We start from the raw sequence: 20801 nt of genomic DNA on the forward strand, positions 1-20801 counted from the left end.
GGCACATCGCACACTCGGCACCTCCACATGCTGTAAGCCTCCGCGAACGGACCCTGTTTCCGCTATTTGTCCCAAATCAGCAAAATTCACACGCTATCGGACCCTAGTTCCGCTATTCCACCATTACAGCAGCAAAAACGCGTGAAAATGCTCAAATAGCTGATCCTGTGTCCGTAAGCACACGAATCTGCCTCTTTTCCGTACAAATAAGGTCTCCCATGTCCGTAAGAACTGGTGACAGCAGATACTCACAATCCCTTAGGGCGTGCTGTTGAATTTTTATACTTCAGGCAGTTACAAAACAGCAGCTGACAATGTGAAACAGGGGTTATGGATCGCAGTTTTATTGCAAATCTATTATATGTTGAAAATCAATACATACAATCATGAGGTGACAGAAATCCATGCCAACAATGCTATGACTCCAACGTGCTTAAGACGAATGGAGAGCGGTTCCCATTGTATAAACTGGAGGGCCGGCCGGTCCTGATCATGAATACGGCCAGCAAATGCAAATTTACGCCACAGTTTGACGATGTACAGAAGGTTTACGAGCAATTTCACGCCGAAGGGCTGGAAATCATCGGTTTTCCATGCAATCAGTTTGGGGAGCAGGAGCCAGGTACGAATGAAGAAGCGGAGTCCTTTTGCCAGATCAATTATGGCGTGAAGTTCCCGGTTTTTGCGAAGGTGGAGGTCAATGGGGAGCAGGCGCATCCTTTGTTCGATTATTTGAAGAAGGCCGCCCCGTTCCAAGGCTTTGATGAGAGTGATATCAACGCGAAGCTGCTGAAGCTGATGGTGTCTGAAAAAGTGCCGGAATGGCTGGTAGGCGATGCGATCAAATGGAACTTTACCAAATTCCTGATCGATCAGCAGGGCCGGGTCGTGCGCCGTTTTGAGCCGACGGACTCTATCGATGTGGTCCAATCGAGCATCCAGGAATTGCTGCAATGGGCTTAATGCCAAATCCGAATCCAAGTCCAAGCCAAAATCCAAATCGATGTCGAAATCGGACATGTAGCCGAATTGGACCCGAATTTGAAGTCCCCATCTCCATGACAACGAGACGGGGACTTTTCCTCGGTTGCGGCTACTATGTAGCGATAAAAGGAGCTTTATGAATATACTTGGCCTCTGCCGCCTGACGGACGATAAAGCTGGCGATGTCCTGATTGGAAATTTTGAGGCCGGGCATATCGGTGAGATTTTCCTTGATGCCGCCGCTTTCTGCGCCCTCGACGACGAAAGGCAGCCGGATCAGCGTCCATTCGATATTGCAGTATTGTTGAATGATGGCCGCCTCCTTCTGCTTGTCTCTGATCATCGCAGGGAAGAAGATCCTGAACAGCAGCGCACCGATTTTGTTTATGAATCGCTTCCGGTCCCCTTTCAAAGTAAGGGAACCTCCCGTTACACCGATATATCGGCTGATTTCGAGCTCGTTCATGACTTGGAGAACCATGCCGGTGACGGAGCTGTATTGCGGAGCCTCTCTTGGCGGCTGGCCAAAAACATTCACCACGACGTGACAATCCTGGAGGAGCTCTCGTAAATGGTCTTTATTCTCCGCCGTTCCCTGCAGAATTTCGATTCTGCTGTCCTGGCCGTCCAGCTTCCGTGGATTCCTTACGAGCATGCGCACCTGATAACCTTTACGCAGCGCGGCTGCAGCAATATATCTCCCAACTTTTCCGGTTCCGCCGATGATGGCTATTTTGTAGTCATTCGTCATAAATACGCCCCTATTCACGTTCTCATTAAAAACTTCCAAACTCTAGCTCCGTAATCCAATTATAATACAGCCATGTTTCATTCCGATGACAGGCCCTGCACCACTTCAGTTCCGGTATCGATGAAAGGAGGAACATGCTCGCCCTGCGCTGCCCGCAGCAGATAATCAATGAGCAGGCGTCCCCAATTCTGTTCGTGATGAGAAATGACGGAGGTGATCTGACCGTTCTGGATCGCTTCCTTCATTTCCGGGGTCATGTTGAAAGAGAGTGCAAACCGGTTCAAGCCTTTGGCCTTCCAGACGAGGACGGATGCCGAACTGGAAATGAGATCGACCGACACTAACGAATCGAAATGCGGGTGATCGTCGATCATTTGTTCCAAATCGGATAAGGCTTTGTCACTGTTCCCTCCATGATAGCGGATTTCAAGCACTTGAATATTCGTATGATTCTGTAAATACTGGAGCAAGCCGTCGAGGCGCTCCTGATTCACTTTCATGTTCTGTACGCCGGATTCAATAAGAAGCATTCCTTTGTTGTTATGCAACTGCCGGATTACCTGCCCCATTTGCTCCCCGGCCTTGACGTTATCCGTACCGATCAAAGAGAGCCGCCGGCTTCCCGGCGAGTCTGACTCGAAGCAAATGACCGGAATCCCGGCCTCAACCGCTCTGTCGATGACCGGAGCAAGGGCGGCCGCATCGATTGGTGCAATGGCGATGGCATCGACCTTTTGCTGGATCATCGTCTCCATCATATGGATCTGCTGGTCGGCACTGAAGCTTTCCGGCGCTTTCACGATAAGCTGAATGGAATGAGGAGCTGCCGCTTCCTCCGCCAAACGGGTAATCTCCTCATAGAACAGATGCGCAACCGGATATATGATGCCAAAGGTATAGCGCGGCGCTCCGTCTTCGCTCGCAACAGCAACTTTAATGGACGGAGGCTTGGCTTCCGTGACCGGCGCAGATTGACAGCCTGCAAAGACAAAGCAGCCGAGCAGCATCGCGGCGACAATCCGTACCTGACTATAGAGAAATGGTCTGGCTGCTCTCATCTGCTGCTCCTTCTGCCCCGTACAACGCGGCAGGGACCGTTCCTTTCCTGCGGAATTGCGTCGTGGTCATCCCGGTAGTTCGCTTAAATAGATTAGAAAAATAGTGCGGATCGCTATAACCGACCTGAAAGGCGATTTCATACGTTTTGGCCTGCGTGGAGTGCAGCAGTTCCATGGCTTTGCGAATCCGCGTCTGGGTCAGGAATTCGATGAACGTCTGCCCCGTTTCCTGGCTGAATATTTTACTGAGATGGCTCGGGCTTACATTTACGTAATCAGCCGCGTCCTGAAGAGAAATACGGTCCTTGTCATAGTTGGCCTGAATGTACGCCTTGACCTGGGCGAGCAGGTGGGCGTAGCGGTCGGAGGAGCGGGTGCGCCAGAGCCAGAACTGCTCTGCCAGCCGGGTTAAATAAGCGCACGCATCCTCCCATTCCCGGATTGCCTCGATCTCGCTCTGGAACGGCTGAAGGTAGCTGTCAGGGGACTCGGGCTGGCGGTACAGCTCCTCCGCCGTCCGAATGACTTCTAGCGTAATATCGTTCAGAATGTAGTAACCGATTAATGAGGTGCTCCAGTCAACTGGCTGCAATACCGCAGCAAAATCCCTGATGAAGCCCGGCGTTTCCGGGGGAGAGCCGACCTTTAAAAATCCGATGAAGGCCTGCCGGTCCAGAAAAATGCTGCTGTGTAAGGTACTGCGGGTGGCCTCCCATAAATTTCGGCGGTTCTGCCGGGACAGCCGCTGCCAGTGCATATCCTCTTCCGCTTCCAGACAAGACAGATGAACGCCCTGCAGCCGATCCTGAATCGAGCCGATACCGACCGCCATGACACAGCTGCGGGAATGTTCGGCTGCGCTTTCTTGCAGCCTTCGGAACGGCTCGATCCGCTCGTTCAGGGTATCGACCGTATCGCCTTTAATAATCCAGCCGGTCTTCGTCCGGCTCTGGCGGAAGGGGAGAGCTGTGTCCTCCTCCCAGGCATTGATTTGCTGCATGAGCTGCTTATTCACCGTGCTTAGCTCTGCAGCCTGCCCGAGCAGGAGGCTAGCATCATGGGTCAGTCCCTCCGGTGTATCCTCATTAGTTCCCGTCTCAAAGCCTTCAGCGGCACGGCTCCTGGCCCAGGTCATTTCACCGGCGGCCTGCTGATCCGGCATGTGTACGCCCGCCAGGTCATCGGCATCGCGCAAATCCATCACCACGACCGCATAATAACGGGCGACCAGCGGCACCTCGAGCTGGGACGCGGCATGCAGCGCCTCCGGTGTCGTGAGGAAGCCGCTGCATAGATCGTCCAGCAGCTTTGCCCGGGATTGCACCCTGCCCATGCTCTCGTTCCGCCGGAGACGTTCAAGCTGCGCCTGCTCGCTGCGTTCCTTATCGATCTTTCGGCTGACACTCCGCAGCAGGCTGGTCAAATCCGCAGAGCTGATCGGCTTAAGGCAGTATTCTTCGATCCCGATGCTGAGGGCGCTCCGGGCGTACTCGAATTCGCCGTGTCCGCTCAGAATGATGATTTTGATTTCCGGCATACGCTGACGGACGAGAGTGCACAGCTCCAAACCGTTCATGAAAGGCATCTTAATGTCGGTAATCAGAATGTCCGGGTGAAGCTCCTCGATCAGCGGCAGCGCGACCTCGCCGTCCGAGGCATCGCCACAGTAGAGGAAGCCTTCCTGCTCCCAATGGACGCAGTCCCGGATCGTTTCCCGGATCAGAATTTCGTCATCGACTAGAAAGACTTTTTTCATTCCTTAATCACGTCCTCTCATCGGAATTCGCATCGTCACGGTCGTACCTTCTCCTTCACTGCTGTCCACCTGAACGCCGTACTGCTGTCCGTAATACAGCCGGATTCGCTGCTGCACGTTATGCAGTCCGAAGCCGCCAGAGACCTCCTCGCCGGTTTCTGCCGGAAGCCGCTGATTCGCCAAATTGGCGCGCAACAGTTCAAGCTTGTACGCATTCATTCCACAGCCATTATCCTGGACTTGCAGCTCCATCTCTCCGCCGTCTGCGGCATGGGCGCTAATCCGGATGAAGCCCTTGCCCCGCTTGTTCTTGATCCCGTGGTAAAGCGCGTTTTCCACGATGGGCTGAAGCAGCATTTTCAAGGTCGGAGCGCTGAGGAGCTGCGGCTCTGTCTCAATTTCGTATTCGAGTATATCGCGATAGCGCATTTGCTGAATAATCAAATAGCTGTGCACATGCTCAATTTCCTTCTCCAGGCTGATCCAGTCCTTTCCCTTGCTCAGACTGATCCGGAACAAGCGGGAGAGCGACTCGACAAGGCGGATCACCTTATCGGTCTTGCCGGCCTCGGCCATCCAAAGAATCGAATCCAGCGTGTTATACAGAAAATGCGGATTGATTTGCGCCTGCAGCGCCCGGAGCTCGGCTTTTTTCATTTCCTCCTGCTCCCGGATATTTTGCTCCAGCAGTGTCTTGATTTTGCTTAGCATAATGTTGAAGCTTTGGCCGAGATCGGCGATTTCGTCATTGCCTGTAGGAGCGACCTTCGATTCCAGGAAGCCGGAAGCGGCCAGCCGCATTTTATTTTTCAACAATTGGAGCGGTCTAGTAAGTCTGTTTGAGACGAAAAAATGAAGCGACACCGCAAACAAGATGCTCAATACGACGCTAACGATAATCAACTGCCGGATGGAATTCGCTTCCGACACGATCTCCTGAAGCGGCACTTGCCCGATGATCCTCCAGCCGGTAGCCTTGGAAGCCGAGGTAAAGATAAATTTAGGGCTGCCTCGGGACGTATCTACGTAGCTCGTCATGGAGCCGGCCGCCAGGCTCTGTAAACTGTCTTGTGCCGGGAGCTGGATTTCCCGGCTCGAACGTTCGGGCGTAAAGATCGGCCTCCCATTTTGATCGATGACATAGAAGAACCCCGTCTCGCCGATGGTGACATTGTCGCAAAACCGCTTAACGACGGCATCGTCCAGATCGATCACGATAAAGCCGATGACTTCATGCGTAATCCGCTGCTTCACGGCAGCCATAATCGAAATGGCATGCGGCTCGGTGAAGCCGTCCAGCCGGTCGAGCGGATTGGCATCCGGCGGCGGAACGTAGAGTACGGTATCCGGATGATGCAGCAAAAAAGTAAAGTGGGGATTGCGCAGCGGATTTTTATCCAACTGGAATACACCGCGGCGCTCGCTGATTCCCCGGCCGTACAAATTGATCATCGAAATATTGAGAACGCTTTCATATTTATAGGTTTGCCGGTATGAATCCATCAATTTAAGCACTTCTTTGGCATCTTCGTAGGTGTCATTCTGCGAAAAGAGAAAATGGAGCACCCGCGGATGCTTGCCGAGCTCCAGCAGCTTGCCCGTATCCGTAAACAGCATCTCCAAATCCTGAGCCAGCTGCTCAGCGATTAACACGGCGCCAGCCTTACTGTTCTCGTACACCGTATTATATGATTTCTGGTAAGAGATCAGTCCGATGGCGATTAACGGAACAACGGTCAGGAGTACGAACATGGCTAGCAGCTTCGCCCGCAGGCTTGAGGAAAACGAGTGGATCAGCTTCATCGGAAGTCGGACCCTTTCCTTATAAATAATGTAAATTAAATTATGAATGATCTCCTATAAAAAGGCAATCGATAATAAAAAATTGAACCATCTTCACAAGAAAACAAACAAAATGCGTTTCGGCCGCAATAATGCGAAAAAAAATGCATCAATCCGCGATGAAACTCCGTATCCACCTGTTTTGCAAGCGTTTTATAATCGGGTCACGCCATCCAAAATTGGTGATTAGCAAAAGGGGAGGATACAAAATGAAGGTGTTCAGGAAATCAGGAATGATTCTTGCGGCCTTGCTGATGCTGCTCATGTCTGCGGCATGCGGCGGCAGCGGAAGCGCCGGCGGCAATGGCGGCGGGGATACCCAGCAGCCTTCAGCAAGCCAGGCCGGCCAAGATCCGGCGGTGAACAAGGAGAATGCCAGCGACCGGAAAATTACGCTGGGCTTCTCACAGGTCGGGGCGGAGAGCGGCTGGAGAACGGCCAATACGAAATCGATCCAGGATGCGGCGAAGGAGGCCGGAATCGAGCTCAAGTTCTCCGATGCACAGCAGAAGCAGGAGAACCAGATTAAAGCAATCCGCAACTTTATTCAGCAAAAGGTGGATGTGATCGCCTTTTCCCCCGTCGTTGAGTCGGGCTGGGATACCGTATTAAAGGAAGCGAAGGATGCTGGCATCCCGGTGATTTTGACGGACCGTGCCGTGGATTCCAAAGATACGTCTCTATATGAAACATTTATCGGTTCCGATTTCGTCGAGGAAGGGCGCAGCGCCGGCAAATGGCTGGTCGAACAATATAAAGATGCCGGGGAAGAGATCAACATCGTGGAGCTGCAGGGTACGACGGGTTCGGCACCGGCCATCGACCGGCAAAAGGGCTTTGCCGAGGAGATCGCCTTCAATCCGAAGCTGAAGGTGATCGCTTCCCAGACGGGCGATTTCACGCGGGCTAAGGGGAAGGAAGTCATGCAGGCGTTCCTGAAGGCGCATAAGAAGATCGACGTGCTGTACGCACACAACGACGATATGGGATTGGGCGCGATTCAGGCCATTGAGGCCGCAGGCCTGAAGCCCGGCGAGGACATTATCATTATTACCGTTGACGGTGTCAAAGACGGATTCGTCGCGGCGAGCGAAGGCAAAATCAATTTTATCGTCGAGTGCAATCCGCTGCTCGGCCCGCAATTGATGGATGCGGTGCGCGACGTGGTAGGCGGCAAGGATATAGCTAAACGGATTGTTACGGTAGAAGGTGTGTTCACCTCGGAGGATGCGAAGCGGGAGCTGCCAAACCGCCAGTACTGACGGGAATGGCAAGGGAAAATGGCGCTCCGGACGATTGGCCTGGCCATGCGTCCGGAGCTGCTTACTATGGAAGGGAGAGGACTGTACAAATGATAGAGAACGAACCTATTTTACGAATGACGGGCATCCATAAGCAGTTCCCCGGCGTCAAGGCATTGTCCGGCGTCAACTTCCGGCTATTCCCGGGAGAAGTTCATGCGCTCATGGGCGAGAATGGCGCAGGCAAGTCGACGCTGATCAAGGTACTCACGGGGGTGTACACGATCGATGCTGGCAGCGTTGATATGAATGGCCAGACGATTGCGGTTCACAACCCGCAGGAGGCCAAGTACGCCGGCATCAGCACGGTGTACCAGGAAGTGAATTTATGTCCTAATCTGTCGGTTGCCGAGAACATTTATATTGGTAATGAGCCCCGCAGCCTGGGGCGTATCCGCTGGAAGGAAATGAACCGGAATGCGGAGCGGCTCCTGCAGGACAGATTGCATTTGCATATTGATGTCACGCGAACACTTCAATCCTACTCGGTAGCGGTTCAGCAATTAATAGCCATTGCCCGGGCCTTAAGCGTCTCGGCCAAGGTGCTTATTCTGGATGAGCCGACCTCGAGCCTCGATCAAAGCGAGGTTGCCCAGCTGTTCAAGATTATGCGCAAATTGAAAAGCGAAGGTTTAGCGATTTTGTTCGTGACGCATTTTCTGGACCAGGTGTATGAAATTTCAGATCGAATAACCATTCTCCGTAATGGAGAATTTGTTGGGGAATACATGGCCCAGGATCTTCCCCGAATAGAGCTGGTATCGAAAATGATCGGCAAGGAGTTTTCCCTGCTCGAACAGCTGCCCAAGCAGCCCGGCGAGGGGGCAGAGCGGTGCGCCGAGATCCTGCTGGAGGCGAGCCGCCTTGGCAAGCGGGGTTCGATTGAACCGTTTGATATTCGCATTCATAAAGGCGAGATTGTAGGCATTGCAGGACTGCTCGGCTCGGGGCGCACGGAGCTTGCCAGGCTGCTGTTCGGTGCGGATCGCGCCGATGAGGGTCATGTCCGGCTAGGCGGGTACAGCGGAATGATGTCCAGCCCGCGGCAAGCCATAGACCTGGGGATTGCTTTTTGCTCGGAGAATCGAAAGACCGAGGGCATTATCGACGATCTGACCGTGAGGGAGAATATTATCCTTGCCCTTCAGGCGACAAAGGGCTGGTTCCGCGCAATTTCCCGCAAGCGCCAGGATGAGATCGCCGAAGAGTATATCCGCTTATTGAATATCAATCCTCCGGCACCCGAGCAGCTTATCCGCCACTTGAGCGGGGGAAATCAGCAAAAGGTGCTGCTGGCGCGCTGGCTGCTCACAGAGCCTGGCCTGCTGATTCTGGATGAACCGACAAGAGGCATCGACGTCGGGGCCAAAGCGGAAATCCAGAAGCTTGTTGTCACTCTGGCGGAGAAGGGAATGTCCGTCCTGTTCATTTCCTCCGAGCTGGAGGAAGTGCTGCGGGTGAGTGACCGCGTGGCCATTATGCGGGATCGCCGCAAGGTGCAGGAAGTACAAGGCGGAGCAGCAAGACAGTCGCAAGTCATGCAGGCGATAGCAGGGGGGGAGCAAAGATGATCAAGCATCGTTTGTTTTGGCCGTTATGCGTGTTAGCCGGTTTGCTGCTATTTAATCTCATTTATTCGCCGGATTTCTTCTCCATCAAAATGAGGGACGGCCATCTGTACGGCAGCCTCATCGATATCCTCAACTTCGGCTCGCCGCTGATTCTGGTAGCCATAGGAATGACATTAGTGATTGCGACGAGCGGCATTGATTTGTCGGTCGGCTCGGTCGTGGCCATTACCGGAGCCATGGCCTGCCTAAGTATTAGCCGCAGTGCCGACCAGAATGCACTTATGACCATACTGATCGCCGTCGCGAGCGCCCTTCTATTGTCTGCACTGCTCGGGCTGTGGAACGGCTTGCTTGTGGCGGGCTTCGGCATTCAGCCGATCATTGCGACACTCATCCTGATGGTCGCCGGCCGGGGGATCGCCCAACTGATCACGAACGGGCAAATCATCACCGTGCTCAGCCCGAAATATCAATATATCGGTGCGGGTTCATTGTTCACCCTGCCCTTTTCGATCTTTATCGTGGCCGTCATGTTTGCGGTCGCTTCACTGCTGACGCGAAAAACGGCGCTGGGCCTGTTCATCGAATCGGTCGGCTGCAAGCCGACGGCGAGCCGTCTGGCGGGCATCCGCTCAAGGACGGTCATGCTTGCCGTCTATATGTTCTGCGGCCTGTGCGCGGGAATGGCCGGGCTTATTCTAAGCTCCAATGTATCCAGCGCCGACGGGAATAATGCTGGACTGTGGTATGAGCTGGATGCGATCCTGGCCGTCGTCATCGGCGGGACTTCGCTGAACGGCGGCCGGTTCTATCTAACGGGGACGCTGATTGGCGCGCTAATCATCCAGACCTTGACGACTACGATTTATATGGTGGGGGTTCCGCCGGAAATTACGCTTGTCGTCAAAGCGGTCGTCGTGCTTGCCGTCTGCCTGGTCCAATCAGATAAATTCCGGGGTCTGCTCCGCGGACGCGGAGGGCGCGGCAAAGCCGGCAATTATCCGGCCAACCGGGAGGTGAACCCCCATGCTTAAGCGCCAATATGTTCCGCTGTTTGTGACGGTTGGCCTGTTTGTCCTGCTCTTTGCTGCCGGATCGTTCAGGTATACCGGTTTTTTCTCCCTCCAGGTGCTGATGAATTTGCTGATCGACAATTCGTTCCTGCTGATTGCTGCTGTGGGCATGACCTTTGTTATCGTGTCAGGGGGGATCGACCTGTCCGTTGGCTCGATGATTGCTCTGACGACGATGATTTCGGCGAGTCTTCTGCAGCAGGGCTGGCCGCCGTATATAGTCATCCCGCTCGTACTGTCGCTCGGCATCCTGTTTGGAACCACGCTGGGGGCGATGATCCATTATTTCAACATCCAGCCGTTCATCGCCACGCTGGCGGGAATGTTTCTGGCTAGAGGTTTGTGCTATGTGATCAGCATCCATACAATTACGATCGATAATGCCTTCTACACCACGATGGCGCAGACGAAAATCCGGCTGCCGGGGAACACCTTCGTTTCGTTCAGCGTCATCATCGCATTGCTGGTCGTTGCGCTCGGCATTTACATGGCCCACTACACGAGGTTCGGCCGCAATACGTATGCCGTCGGCGGCAATGAGCAATCGGCTCTGCTGATGGGGCTGCCGGTGGCCCGGACGAAAATCATGGTGTACGGTTTCAGCGGCTTGTGCTCTTCGCTGGCCGGCGTCGTGTTCACCTTCTATATGCTCTCCGGATACGGCCTGCATGCGAGCGGCATGGAGCTCGACGTCATTGCGGCGGTCGTCATTGGCGGCACGCTGCTCACGGGGGGCGTAGGCTTTGTTGTCGGCACTTTTTTTGGCGTTATGATTCAGGGTGTCATTCAGACGATCATCAGCTTTGAAGGTACGCTTAGCTCGTGGTGGACGAGAATCGTCATCGGCGTGCTCCTGCTGCTGTTCATTCTGCTGCAAAAGCTGCTCGGGGAACGGCGTCTGGCAGAGCGAAGCTGAGGGGCGAGGCTGTCAATTTGAAGGATATTCAAGGGGAATGCATCTTGTCCTTGGATATCCTCTTTTGCCTGTAAATGGACGAAAAACATGTTAGACTTGCAAAATAAGGAGATATAAAGGCGATAAGGGGGACTGAGCGGTGAAAAAGGATCGCAAGGATTCGAAGCCTCTCTTCTTGTGGCTGCTGAAGCTCATCTTGGCGGTCTGCCTAGTGGTGCTTCCGTTGGGCTGCGGTGCGGTTCGCATGGGGAATGAGGATACGGCTGCTTCGCATAGGCATGAGAATAGGATGGGCGAAGCCGGAAGGTCTGCAGGAGGCATGCTACCAGAGGACGAGGCTATTCCAAGAGGCGGCGCCGTGCCTGGAGCAGGCCTGTCATTAGACGGAAGACTTTCGTCCGCCGATATCATGCCGTCTCATGGTGAGGGGCAGCCCGGAGGCACCGTCATGCCATCCCGCCCGATCGTGCTTGGCTTCTCGCAGCTTGGCTCGGAGAGCGACTGGCGCAACGCCAACAGCCAGTCTGTGAAGGAGGCGGCGAAGGAAGCGGGCATCACGCTGATCTTCGACAATGCCGAGCAGTCGCAGCGCAAGCAGTTTGAGGCGATCCGCAGCTTCATCCGGCAGAAGGTCGATGTCATCGCGATCGCTCCGGTCGTCCAATCTGGCTGGGAGGGCATTCTGGGCGAAATCCAGGAAGCGGGCATTCCAGTCATCATCGTTGACCGGACGGTGGACACAGCCGACGCCTCACAATACGTGACATTGATCGGGTCGGATTTTTATGAGGAAGGGCAAAAGGCCGGGAAGTACGTGCTGGACAAAATGGCCGCCTCCACCGGTCCAATAGGGATCGTGGAGCTGAAGGGAACAGAGGGCTCGACGCCCTCAATCGACAGGGGCAGGGGGTTCCATGATACAATTACGGGTACCGATAAGTTTGTATTTCTAGGAAGTGAATATGCTGATTTCACCCACGAGCAGGGTAAGGACAAGATGCGTTCGCTGCTCCATCGACTGGGCGGCGATATCGACGTTTTATTTTCGCATAATGATGATATGGCTCTTGGAGCCATCGAGGCGATGGAGGAATATGGCCTGCAGCCGGGGAAGGATATCGTTATCGTGTCCGTGGATGGCACGCGCAAGGCGCTGGAGCAGCTGATCAAGGGCAAAATCAACTGTGTGGTCGAATGCAACCCGCTGCTCGGACCGAATCTGATGCAGGCGGTGAATGAAATCATGGAAGGCCGTACCCTGCCCAAGCGGATCGTTACCCCGGAGAGCGTGTTTACGGAAGTGACGGCGGAGCGGGAGATCAGCAGCCGCAAGTATTAGCTAGCAAGGGTGAGGCATGAGAGCAAGATAGCGGGTGAAAGCGAGGGCGCGAAAACGATGCAAAAGAATGAACAGGGGAGCCTGAGCACGAATAGAAGGCAACGGCGGGAGTAGGGAGCCGAGCATGAATAGGAAGCAGGAGCACATCGTTGGACGTTGCTTGAAGGAGAGAGTAGAAATGGGGAATCGCGAACTGTACAGAATACTCGTTGTGGATGATGAAATACTGGTGCGGCAGGGCATCAAGCATATACTGAACTGGGAGCAGGACGGCTTTCAGATCGTCGGCGAGGCATCGAACGGCAGGGAAGCGCTGGAGCTGATCGAGACGCTGCGCCCGCATATCGTATTGACAGATATCGTGATGCCGGTCATGGACGGTGAGGAGCTGACCCGGCTCATCAAGCATAACTGGCCGGAGATTGAAGTCATTGTGCTGAGCAGCTTCAGCGAATTCGACTATGTGCGCTCGACCTTCCAGAGCGGGGTATCCGATTATATTCTGAAGCCGCACTTGGAGACGGGAATGCTGCTTGAGGTGCTGCGCAAAACAGCGGAAAAGGTGCCCGCTTTAAGCGGAACCGTGCGCCAGAACGCAGAGCCGGGGTCGGTTTCCATGCAGCCAACGCTGGAGAAGCTGCTTGCAGGGTATGAAATAGAACTAGACCGCGAACAGGTGGAGGAATGGTTCCCTTACCCCTATTTTTATATATTGGGGAGCAGTGGGAATGCGTCAGTTACGGATGAGTTGAAAGCGCTTTTTCCGCGAATGGCTGTGGCAAAGCTGCCTTGCGGTCCGATTGCCGGGCATCCCGGGCTGTGCGTGTACGTACTGAATGTCGACGAAGAGGGACGGGAAGCGCTGCCGCCCAAGCTGAAGATGCTGCATCCTGCTTCACTGACAGAGGAGGGGGAGCTGTTATGGGCGCTCAGCGACATCTTTTACTCGTTGGATCAGCTTGGCGGCGTTTACCGGGACGGCTGGCAAAAGCTGCTGCAATACGGTTTCTTCCTGCCGCTGGATGCTGTGCTGATGCCAGACGAACTGCCGGAGCCGCAAGAGGTGAAGGAGTTTCCGCTTCAGGCCTTCATGGAGCAGATTCGCAGACTGCAATTGGATGAAGGGTTCGACGGACTGGAACGTTATATTGCTTGGCATACCAAAGCCTATACGGCGGAGGTGTTTGAATTTAAGTCATTGATCGGAAATATTCTATTTAACATCATACATATGCTCGGCAGCCTGAATTTGAATGTTGCGGCGCTGGACGAAGCCAAATACGCGTATTTCAAAGCCATTGACGAGGCGCGGCATGTCAGCGGCATCACTTCGCTGCTCGAGGAGTTCCGCCGGCAGGCGGAGGATTGCGTGCAGTCCGCCCAGCAGGCGCTGCAATCGGGCAACCCCAGTATGAAACTGCTGCTCGATTACATCGATGAGCATTATGCGGAGCCGATTAGCCTTACGGAAATGGCGCGGCATTTCCATTTCAATCCGTCTTACCTATCCAGCTTTTTTGCGGCGCACCATCATGAAGGCTTCAAGGAGCATCTCAACCGGGTGCGGATCGACAAGGCAGCTGATTTGCTCCGCAAGGGGGATATCCCCATCTCGGAAATCAGCAGCAGGGTGGGATATGGCGATCATAGCTATTTTTGCAAAGTATTCAAGAAAAGCACGGGGCTGTCCCCGACCCAATACCGGAGGCAATATGCCGAACGAGTGGTGAAAGAGTTATGATGAGGGCACGGTTTGAGCGTCTGAAGTTTCATGGGTTATTTATTAAATTGTTCGTTGTTATGGTCATTTGCATTGTGACGATTACGGTGTCCGTAGTGTGGACGAATCTGCGCATGACGGAGCAGCTGTTCCTGGAAACGTTCAGCATCACGAATTCCAAAGTCATTGATCAGATTCATAACAATTTTGAGGCGTTTCACTATTCGATTGTGCTGGCGGCGAATCAAGCGCAGCAGAGCGGGACGCTCAAGACCTTTCTGACGGAGGCCGAAGCGCCGCAATCCATTCGCGTGATGAATTCCTATTACAACATGACCCAGCAGATGAAACGGGTACAGTCCATGGTGGACGCCTATTCCGTCGGGGTGGCGATCGTTGGGAAGAACGGGCGAAGCTATTCGGGCAACGTCAATTTGGCCAAGCCGTCGGCTCTTGAGCTGGAGCGGAGCGAACTCACGGCCAAGGCAAAGGCGCACCCGGACAAGCTGATGTATCAATTGTACCGCGATGCGTCTGGCCGGCAGTTCATCGTGGCGACGAAGGTGCTGCTGGAGCGGACGACGGGCCAGGAATACGGCATGCTCTACATCGTCATTGACGAGAATGACTTCAAACCCTTCTATACCAGCTTTACAAGCGAAGGGAACGATGTCGTCATTATGGACAAGAGCGGGACAGTGATGACGAGTAATATACCGGATCTGACCGGGCGGAGGAGCGTCGAGCTTCTGTCCTATGCTGAAGAGATCGAGGAGCAGGGCTTGGTCTTGAAAAAAGTGACCCTTATGGGCAAAGACCAGCTCATGCTGGCCCAGTACTTGCCTTCCTATGACTTCTACCTCATCAACATGATCGACCAGCAGATGGTGCTCGGCCAAATGGTCAATACACGAAGCGTCGTCCTCATTTGTCTGGCGATCGTGCTGGTTGCCCTGGTCGTGGTTTTTCTGATCTCCCGCAAAATGACGCGCTCACTCACCCTGCTGGCCCGCCAAATGTCGAAGGTGACCCGGCGGAATTTCCATAACTATGTCAACGTCTCGGGCGGCTACGAAATACGCGAGCTGGGCCGGGCTTATAACTATATGCTCGACGAAATCCATGAATATGTCGACAAGCTCGTGGAGACGCAGAAGGGGCAGCGGAAGGCGGAGCTTGCCGCTTTGCAGCAGCAGATTAATCCTCATTTTCTGTACAATACGTTAGCTTCAGTCAAGTTTCTCGTCCAGCAGGGCAGCAAGGACAAAGCGGTGGAGACCATCCATGCGCTTATTTCGCTGCTGCAAAATACGATCAGCAACGTCAGCGAGACGATTACCGTGGAGCAGGAACTGGCGAATCTGAGAGCCTATGTATTCATTAACCATATCCGCTATGGGGAGCGGATCCGGGTGAACTATTACGTTGCGCCGGATTGCGCACATTACCAGGTGCCGAAGCTGATGATCCAGCCGTTTATGGAAAATGCCTTTTTCCATGCCTTTAATGTGAAGGGGGAAGGCGTGATCCATGTGCTGGTAGCAAAAGAGGGTCCCAGATTGGTCTGCGAGGTGGCCGACAACGGCGATGGCATGGATATGGCGGCGTTTGACCTCGAGCATGGGACGGCGGGCAGATCCGGGCGGCCGGCTTACGAGGCTGCTGATGCAGGGGCGGTTGAGGTAGTGGCAGGTAGTGTTCGGGCTGGTACAGATGCTGGCAATGCTTGGGCTAATGTAGTGGCAGGCAGTGCTCGGGCTGGTACAGAGGCAGGCAATACTCGTGCTGGTGCAAAGGCAGACAATGCCCAGGCTGGTGCAGGAGCAGGCAGTGCTCAGGCTGGTGCAAAATCCCGAAGCTCGCGCCAGCTGTTCTCAGGCATTGGCGTGGCCAACGTCAACGACCGGATCCGGCTGCTTTTCGGCGAGGAGTACGGTGTGACGATTACGAGCAAGCTCGGTGAAGGTACACGCGTACGGATGACGCTGCCGCTTATCGAAACAAAATAACTTCCACGTACAAATACCCTTATTAGCCAGTGACCAGATACAACCGGTTTAGATTTATGAATACTTTGTATACAAAGATACCAAACCCTTTGATGCCACACACTGAGATACCGTGCCTAGATTCATATACACTAAGCTGCCACACACTGAGATACCGTACCTAGATTCATATACACTAAGCTGCCATACCCTAATGCCTATACCAAGCTGTTTATACACTAAATGGATTTCATGCATCTAATTATGCTCTAAGCGAATGTTTTAGGGGATTAGTTGGATTTTACGCATCTAAAATCAAGAATCCAGCCCAACATTGGCAATTTCCTACTTCTAACGACATGGAATCCATTTAAATCTATTTTCACTTCCTAGTCGCAGAAACTAACTACTACTAATCCATTTATTATAGGCTGAACGATTTAAAACGGATGTAGGACAGCTTAGAAGAAAGCCAAAAAAAATTACCAGTATCCAAAGAAAAGACATACGCACAATGAAAGCGTATTCACACGGACAATAAAATCACAAGTCTCTATAAAGGAATTGCTAACGCTGCTTCCTGGCCCGGTGCTACGATAAATGCAGACCCTGTGGTAAGCGCTTGCAAATAAGCTTATTGATCTTCAGGGGATAGAGAACTCATTTACGATCAAAGGGGCTGAAACGATGAAGAAAGTACTAGCTTTATTCCTGAGCTGCATGGTGATTCTCGCAGGCTGCTCATCCGGTGGAGGCGGCCAAGAGCCGGCGGCAAGCGGAAGCAATAGCGGCGGTAGCAGTTCCGGCAGCAAGGCGGAGGAAATCACGATCTGGGCTTGGGATCCAGCGTTCAACATTGCTGCGCTGAACATTGCAAAGGAAGCGTACAGCAAGAAGAATCCCGATGCCAAAATCAACATCGTAGAATTCGCGCAAGCGGATATCATTCAGAAGCTGAACACGGGGCTGAACTCCGGCACGACAAAAGGGCTGCCGAACATCGTGCTGATCGAGGATTACCGGGCGCAGGGCTTCCTGCAATCCTACCCGGACGCGTTCTATGATCTCAGCGGCAAGGTGCGCTCCGAGGATTTCGCGGAATACAAAATCGGGCCGACCAGTCTGAACGGCAAGCAATACGGGGTACCGTTTGATTCCGGGGTCACGGGCATGTACGTCCGCAAAGACTACATCGAGCAGGCGGGGTACACGCTGGACGACTTGAAAAATATCGATTGGAAGCAATATATCGAAATCGGCAAGGTCATTAAGGAAAAAACCGGCAAGGACATCATTACGCTTGACCCGAACGATTTGGGAATCATCCGCATGATGATTCAATCCGCCGGATCATGGTATTTGGCGGAGGACGGCAAAACGCCTGATTTGGCGGGCAATGCGGCGCTGAAGGAAGCGTTTGAGCTGTACAAGGAAATGATGGAAGCAAACGTTGTGAAGGTGAACGCGGACTGGAGCCAGTTTATCGCCAACATCAACAACGGGGATGTCGCTACCGTGCCGACGGGCAACTGGATTACGCCGTCCGTTAAGGCGGAAGCCTCCCAGGCCGGGCAATGGGCAATCCTGCCGATCCCTAAGCTGCCGCAAACACCAAATTCCGTACATGCGACGAATTTGGGGGGGAGCTCCTGGTACGTCATGAACATTCCGGGTGCGGAGACGGCCGCGGATTTTCTAGCGGAAACCTTTGGATCGGACGTGAACATGTACCAGAACCTGCTGACGAACGTCGGCGCGATCGGCACACTGAAGGCGGCTGCTTCCGGCGAAGCGTATGCCAAGCCGGATGAGTTCTTCGGCGGTCAGCAGATCGTCAATGATTTCGCGGCCTGGACGGCCGAGATTCCAAAGGTGAACTACGGCATTTCCACTTATGCGATCGAGGATATCCTAGTCGTAGAAATGCAAAATTACTTGAACGGCAAGGGCATCGATCAGGCGTTAAGCGATGCGCAGGCACAGGCCGAAGCTCAGGTTAAATAAAGCGGCGGGTTATCCGCTCGTTTCATAACAAATACCCAGAACCCCTGGGCGCTGAGCTGCATTTTGACTTGTGGAGGCGAAGCGTCCCGGGGTTATTTTTATGGGCAGAAAGGGGCTCTTGCTAAAGATGAAAGCGGACAGAACAGGCCTTAGCATCCGCGCCAAAAGCAATTTAACCGGGTGGAGCTTCATCCTGATTGCCGTAACCATGATCGCGGCCTTCTATTTCTATCCGATGGTTCAGGCGCTGATCCTGTCGTTCAAAACCGGAACGGGGAGCAATCTGACTTATACGGGAGGCTCCAACTACGTAAGGCTGCTATCCGACAAAACATTTCTGACGTCCTTATCGAACACGTTCATTTACTTGATCATTCAGGTTCCGGTCATGATTCTTCTCGCGTTGTTCATATCGGTGCTGTTGAACGACAGCAAACTGAAATTCCGCGGGTTTTTCCGGACGGCGATTTTCCTGCCATGCGTCACCTCACTTGTTGCATACTCTGTCGTGTTCAAATATTTGTTTGCGGCCGACGGGCTGGTGAACTCACTGCTCCTGAAGCTGTCCGTCATCCAGGTGCCGATCCAGTGGATTACGGATCCATTCTGGGCGAAGATCACGATCATTATTGCGATTACCTGGCGCTGGACGGGATATAACATGATTTTTTACTTATCGGCGCTGCAAAATATCGACAGCTCTATCTATGAAGCTGCACGGATCGATGGGGCCTCGTCATTCAAGCAATTTACGAAAATCACGGTTCCGATGCTGAAGCCAATCATTTTATTCACCTCCATCACCTCCACGATCGGTACGCTGCAGCTCTTCGACGAGGTCATGAACATTACGAAGGGCGGGCCCGGCAACGCGACGCTCTCGATTTCGCAGTATATTTACAACCTGTCCTTCAAGTACACAGCGGACTTCGGATATGCGGCAACCGTATCGTACTCTATCGTGGTCATCATCGTTCTGTTGTCGATCCTTCAATTTAAAGTGGCAGGTGATAAAAAATGAGCAAGCTGAAGCGCGTATTCACCTACGCTTTTCTCGGCGGAGCAGCGTTCGTCTCGATCTTTCCCTTCCTGTGGATGGTTGTGAGCGCTACGAACAAATCGGTTGAAGTCACGAAGGGCCGTCTGCTGCCCGGCAGTCATTTGCTGGACAATTTCCGGAAGCTCGCCGAATCGACCGATCTATGGACTTCATTATGGAATTCCGCGAAAATATCCGTGCTCACGACGATTCTGGCGATTGTCATCGCGTCGCTGGCCGGGTACGGGTTTGAAATTTACCGCAGCCGGGCGAAGGATATCGTCTTCAGCATCCTGCTGCTATCGATGATGATTCCGTTTGCGGCGCTGATGATCCCGCTCTACCGGATGTTCGCCAACATTTCCGGCAGCCTCCCGGCGATTGGCATCGATACGATGGCTTCGGTCATGCTGCCGACGATTACGACAGCTTTTCTGATTTTCTTCTTCCGGCAGAATTCGAAAATGTTCCCCAAGGATATGGTGGAAGCCGGGCGCATTGACGGGCTGAGCGAGCTGGGGATATTTTTCAAAATATTCATGCCTACGATGAAAACGACCTACGCCGCCGCGGGCATCATTACCTTCATGTCGAGCTGGAACAATTATTTGTGGCCGCTCATCGTGCTGCAATCGCCGGAGCAGAAGACGATCCCGCTGCTCATCTCCAATCTGGGATCGGGTTATTCGCCGGATTACGGTCTGATCATGCTGGCGATTGTCATCGCTACGCTGCCGACGGCGCTGGTATTTTTCCTGATGCAGAAGCATTTCGTGGCGGGCATGATGGGTTCGGTGAAGTAGATGGGTCGCCATGATGAGCTGCCGCCCGCGCGCCATAACGTGTTACCATAGCGGGCCGGCAGAGGGGCGTCAGTGGCGATGACTGTCGGGGCGCCCGGTAGAGTAAAGCTATATATGCAGCTATACTTGTTGTATAGAAACCGCTTGGGGATCCGGGCGGTTTCTTCGATAAGATGTTAGTACTACTCTACGCTAATATGGATCTGGGATTGGGAAGAACTTGTTCTGACGAAGGGGCATGATGCCAATCGCTCCGACCAGGTCGTCCATTAGACATCAGGGAGGCAAGCTGCATGCAAAGATTATATCAATTGAGTGAAATTAAACAGATGATTCAGGAGTCCCCCTTAGTCCTGCTTCTGATCAAGACGAGCCAATGCGGTGTATGCGAATCGATTCAAGCGAAGGCGGCCGGTTTGCTTAAGTCCCATGCGAAGGTAAGGGGAATCTATGTATTTATGGAGGATGCTCCGGATACGGCAGCGGAGTACTTGGCTTTGTCTGCACCGACATTGCTGCTCTTTTTTCAAGGAAAGGAAGTATTCCGGGAATCCCGCTTTGTCCGTATGGATGAGCTGGAACAGGTGCTGATAAGGTATGAAGGGGTTTTAGAGGAGATGTAAAATAGTCTGAGTTTATCGGAAACGGGCAACTAA

Annotated in this window: 16 protein-coding genes; 12 read left to right on the plus strand and 4 right to left on the minus strand. The window is 53.3% G+C overall.

Annotated features, from left to right (window positions below):
• The first annotated feature begins 429 nt into the window (after nucleotides 1-429).
• The gene (locus QNH46_RS06290) at nucleotides 430-963 is read left to right on the plus strand and encodes a glutathione peroxidase (RefSeq protein ID WP_283927353.1); all 534 of its coding nucleotides are present in this window, start codon (nucleotides 430-432) and stop codon (nucleotides 961-963) included.
• 133 nt (nucleotides 964-1096) lie between these two features.
• On the opposite strand, the gene QNH46_RS06295 is transcribed toward QNH46_RS06290, so the two are convergent.
• The 4 genes from QNH46_RS06295 to QNH46_RS06310 form a co-directional block, all read right to left on the minus strand.
• Nucleotides 1097-1735: an NAD(P)-dependent oxidoreductase gene (locus QNH46_RS06295; RefSeq protein WP_283927354.1), complete on the minus strand. Its 639-nt coding sequence runs from the start codon at nucleotides 1733-1735 to the stop codon at nucleotides 1097-1099.
• Nucleotides 1736-1812: 77 nt separating this feature from the next.
• Complete coding sequence (locus QNH46_RS06300) at nucleotides 1813-2793, minus strand: sugar ABC transporter substrate-binding protein (protein WP_283927355.1); 981 nt, start codon at nucleotides 2791-2793, stop codon at nucleotides 1813-1815.
• Nucleotides 2765-4549, minus strand: coding sequence for a response regulator (locus QNH46_RS06305; protein ID WP_283927356.1), 1785 nt, complete (start codon nucleotides 4547-4549; stop codon nucleotides 2765-2767). The genes QNH46_RS06300 and QNH46_RS06305 overlap by 29 nt, the downstream gene beginning before the upstream one ends.
• A 3-nt stretch (nucleotides 4550-4552) precedes the next feature.
• Entirely contained in the window at nucleotides 4553-6352 is a 1800-nt protein-coding gene (locus QNH46_RS06310; protein WP_283927357.1) for a cache domain-containing sensor histidine kinase, read from the minus strand.
• Between the two features lie 248 nt (nucleotides 6353-6600).
• Here QNH46_RS06310 and QNH46_RS06315 point away from each other — a divergent pair, with 248 nt between their 5' ends.
• The 11 genes from QNH46_RS06315 to QNH46_RS06365 all read left to right on the plus strand — a co-directional run bounded on the left by QNH46_RS06315 (nucleotide 6601) and on the right by QNH46_RS06365 (nucleotide 20768).
• Entirely contained in the window at nucleotides 6601-7653 is a 1053-nt protein-coding gene (locus QNH46_RS06315; RefSeq protein ID WP_283927358.1) for an ABC transporter substrate-binding protein, read from the plus strand.
• An 89-nt stretch (nucleotides 7654-7742) separates the two neighbouring features.
• Entirely contained in the window at nucleotides 7743-9263 is a 1521-nt protein-coding gene (locus QNH46_RS06320; protein WP_283928361.1) for a sugar ABC transporter ATP-binding protein, read from the plus strand.
• Complete coding sequence (locus QNH46_RS06325) at nucleotides 9260-10297, plus strand: ABC transporter permease (protein ID WP_283927359.1); 1038 nt, start codon at nucleotides 9260-9262, stop codon at nucleotides 10295-10297. Before QNH46_RS06320 ends, QNH46_RS06325 begins: the two co-directional genes overlap by 4 nt.
• Nucleotides 10290-11252, plus strand: coding sequence for a galactofuranose ABC transporter, permease protein YjfF (gene yjfF / locus QNH46_RS06330; RefSeq protein ID WP_283927360.1), 963 nt, complete (start codon nucleotides 10290-10292; stop codon nucleotides 11250-11252). The genes QNH46_RS06325 and yjfF overlap by 8 nt, the downstream gene beginning before the upstream one ends.
• A 139-nt stretch (nucleotides 11253-11391) precedes the next feature.
• The gene (locus QNH46_RS06335) at nucleotides 11392-12591 is read left to right on the plus strand and encodes an ABC transporter substrate-binding protein (protein WP_283927361.1); all 1200 of its coding nucleotides are present in this window, start codon (nucleotides 11392-11394) and stop codon (nucleotides 12589-12591) included.
• Nucleotides 12592-12769: 178 nt separating this feature from the next.
• On the plus strand, nucleotides 12770-14332 hold the full coding sequence (locus tag QNH46_RS06340) for a response regulator transcription factor (protein ID WP_283927362.1): 1563 nt from the start codon (nucleotides 12770-12772) through the stop codon (nucleotides 14330-14332).
• A complete protein-coding gene (locus QNH46_RS06345) occupies nucleotides 14329-16320 on the plus strand; it encodes a cache domain-containing sensor histidine kinase (RefSeq protein WP_283927363.1) in 1992 nt (663 codons plus the stop codon). The genes QNH46_RS06340 and QNH46_RS06345 overlap by 4 nt, the downstream gene beginning before the upstream one ends.
• 666 nt (nucleotides 16321-16986) lie before the next feature.
• Nucleotides 16987-18303, plus strand: a complete 1317-nt coding sequence (locus QNH46_RS06350; protein ID WP_283927364.1) for an ABC transporter substrate-binding protein — start codon at nucleotides 16987-16989, stop codon at nucleotides 18301-18303.
• A 127-nt stretch (nucleotides 18304-18430) separates the two neighbouring features.
• Nucleotides 18431-19324, plus strand: a complete 894-nt coding sequence (locus tag QNH46_RS06355) for a carbohydrate ABC transporter permease (protein ID WP_283927365.1) — start codon at nucleotides 18431-18433, stop codon at nucleotides 19322-19324.
• On the plus strand, nucleotides 19321-20145 hold the full coding sequence (locus tag QNH46_RS06360) for a carbohydrate ABC transporter permease (protein ID WP_283927366.1): 825 nt from the start codon (nucleotides 19321-19323) through the stop codon (nucleotides 20143-20145). Before QNH46_RS06355 ends, QNH46_RS06360 begins: the two co-directional genes overlap by 4 nt.
• Before the next feature lie 293 nt (nucleotides 20146-20438).
• Entirely contained in the window at nucleotides 20439-20768 is a 330-nt protein-coding gene (locus tag QNH46_RS06365) for a thioredoxin family protein (protein ID WP_283927367.1), read from the plus strand.
• Nucleotides 20769-20801 lie beyond the last annotated feature (33 nt).

It is taken from the genome of Paenibacillus woosongensis, assembly GCF_030122845.1.
Classification (GTDB): domain Bacteria; phylum Bacillota; class Bacilli; order Paenibacillales; family Paenibacillaceae; genus Fontibacillus; species Fontibacillus woosongensis_A.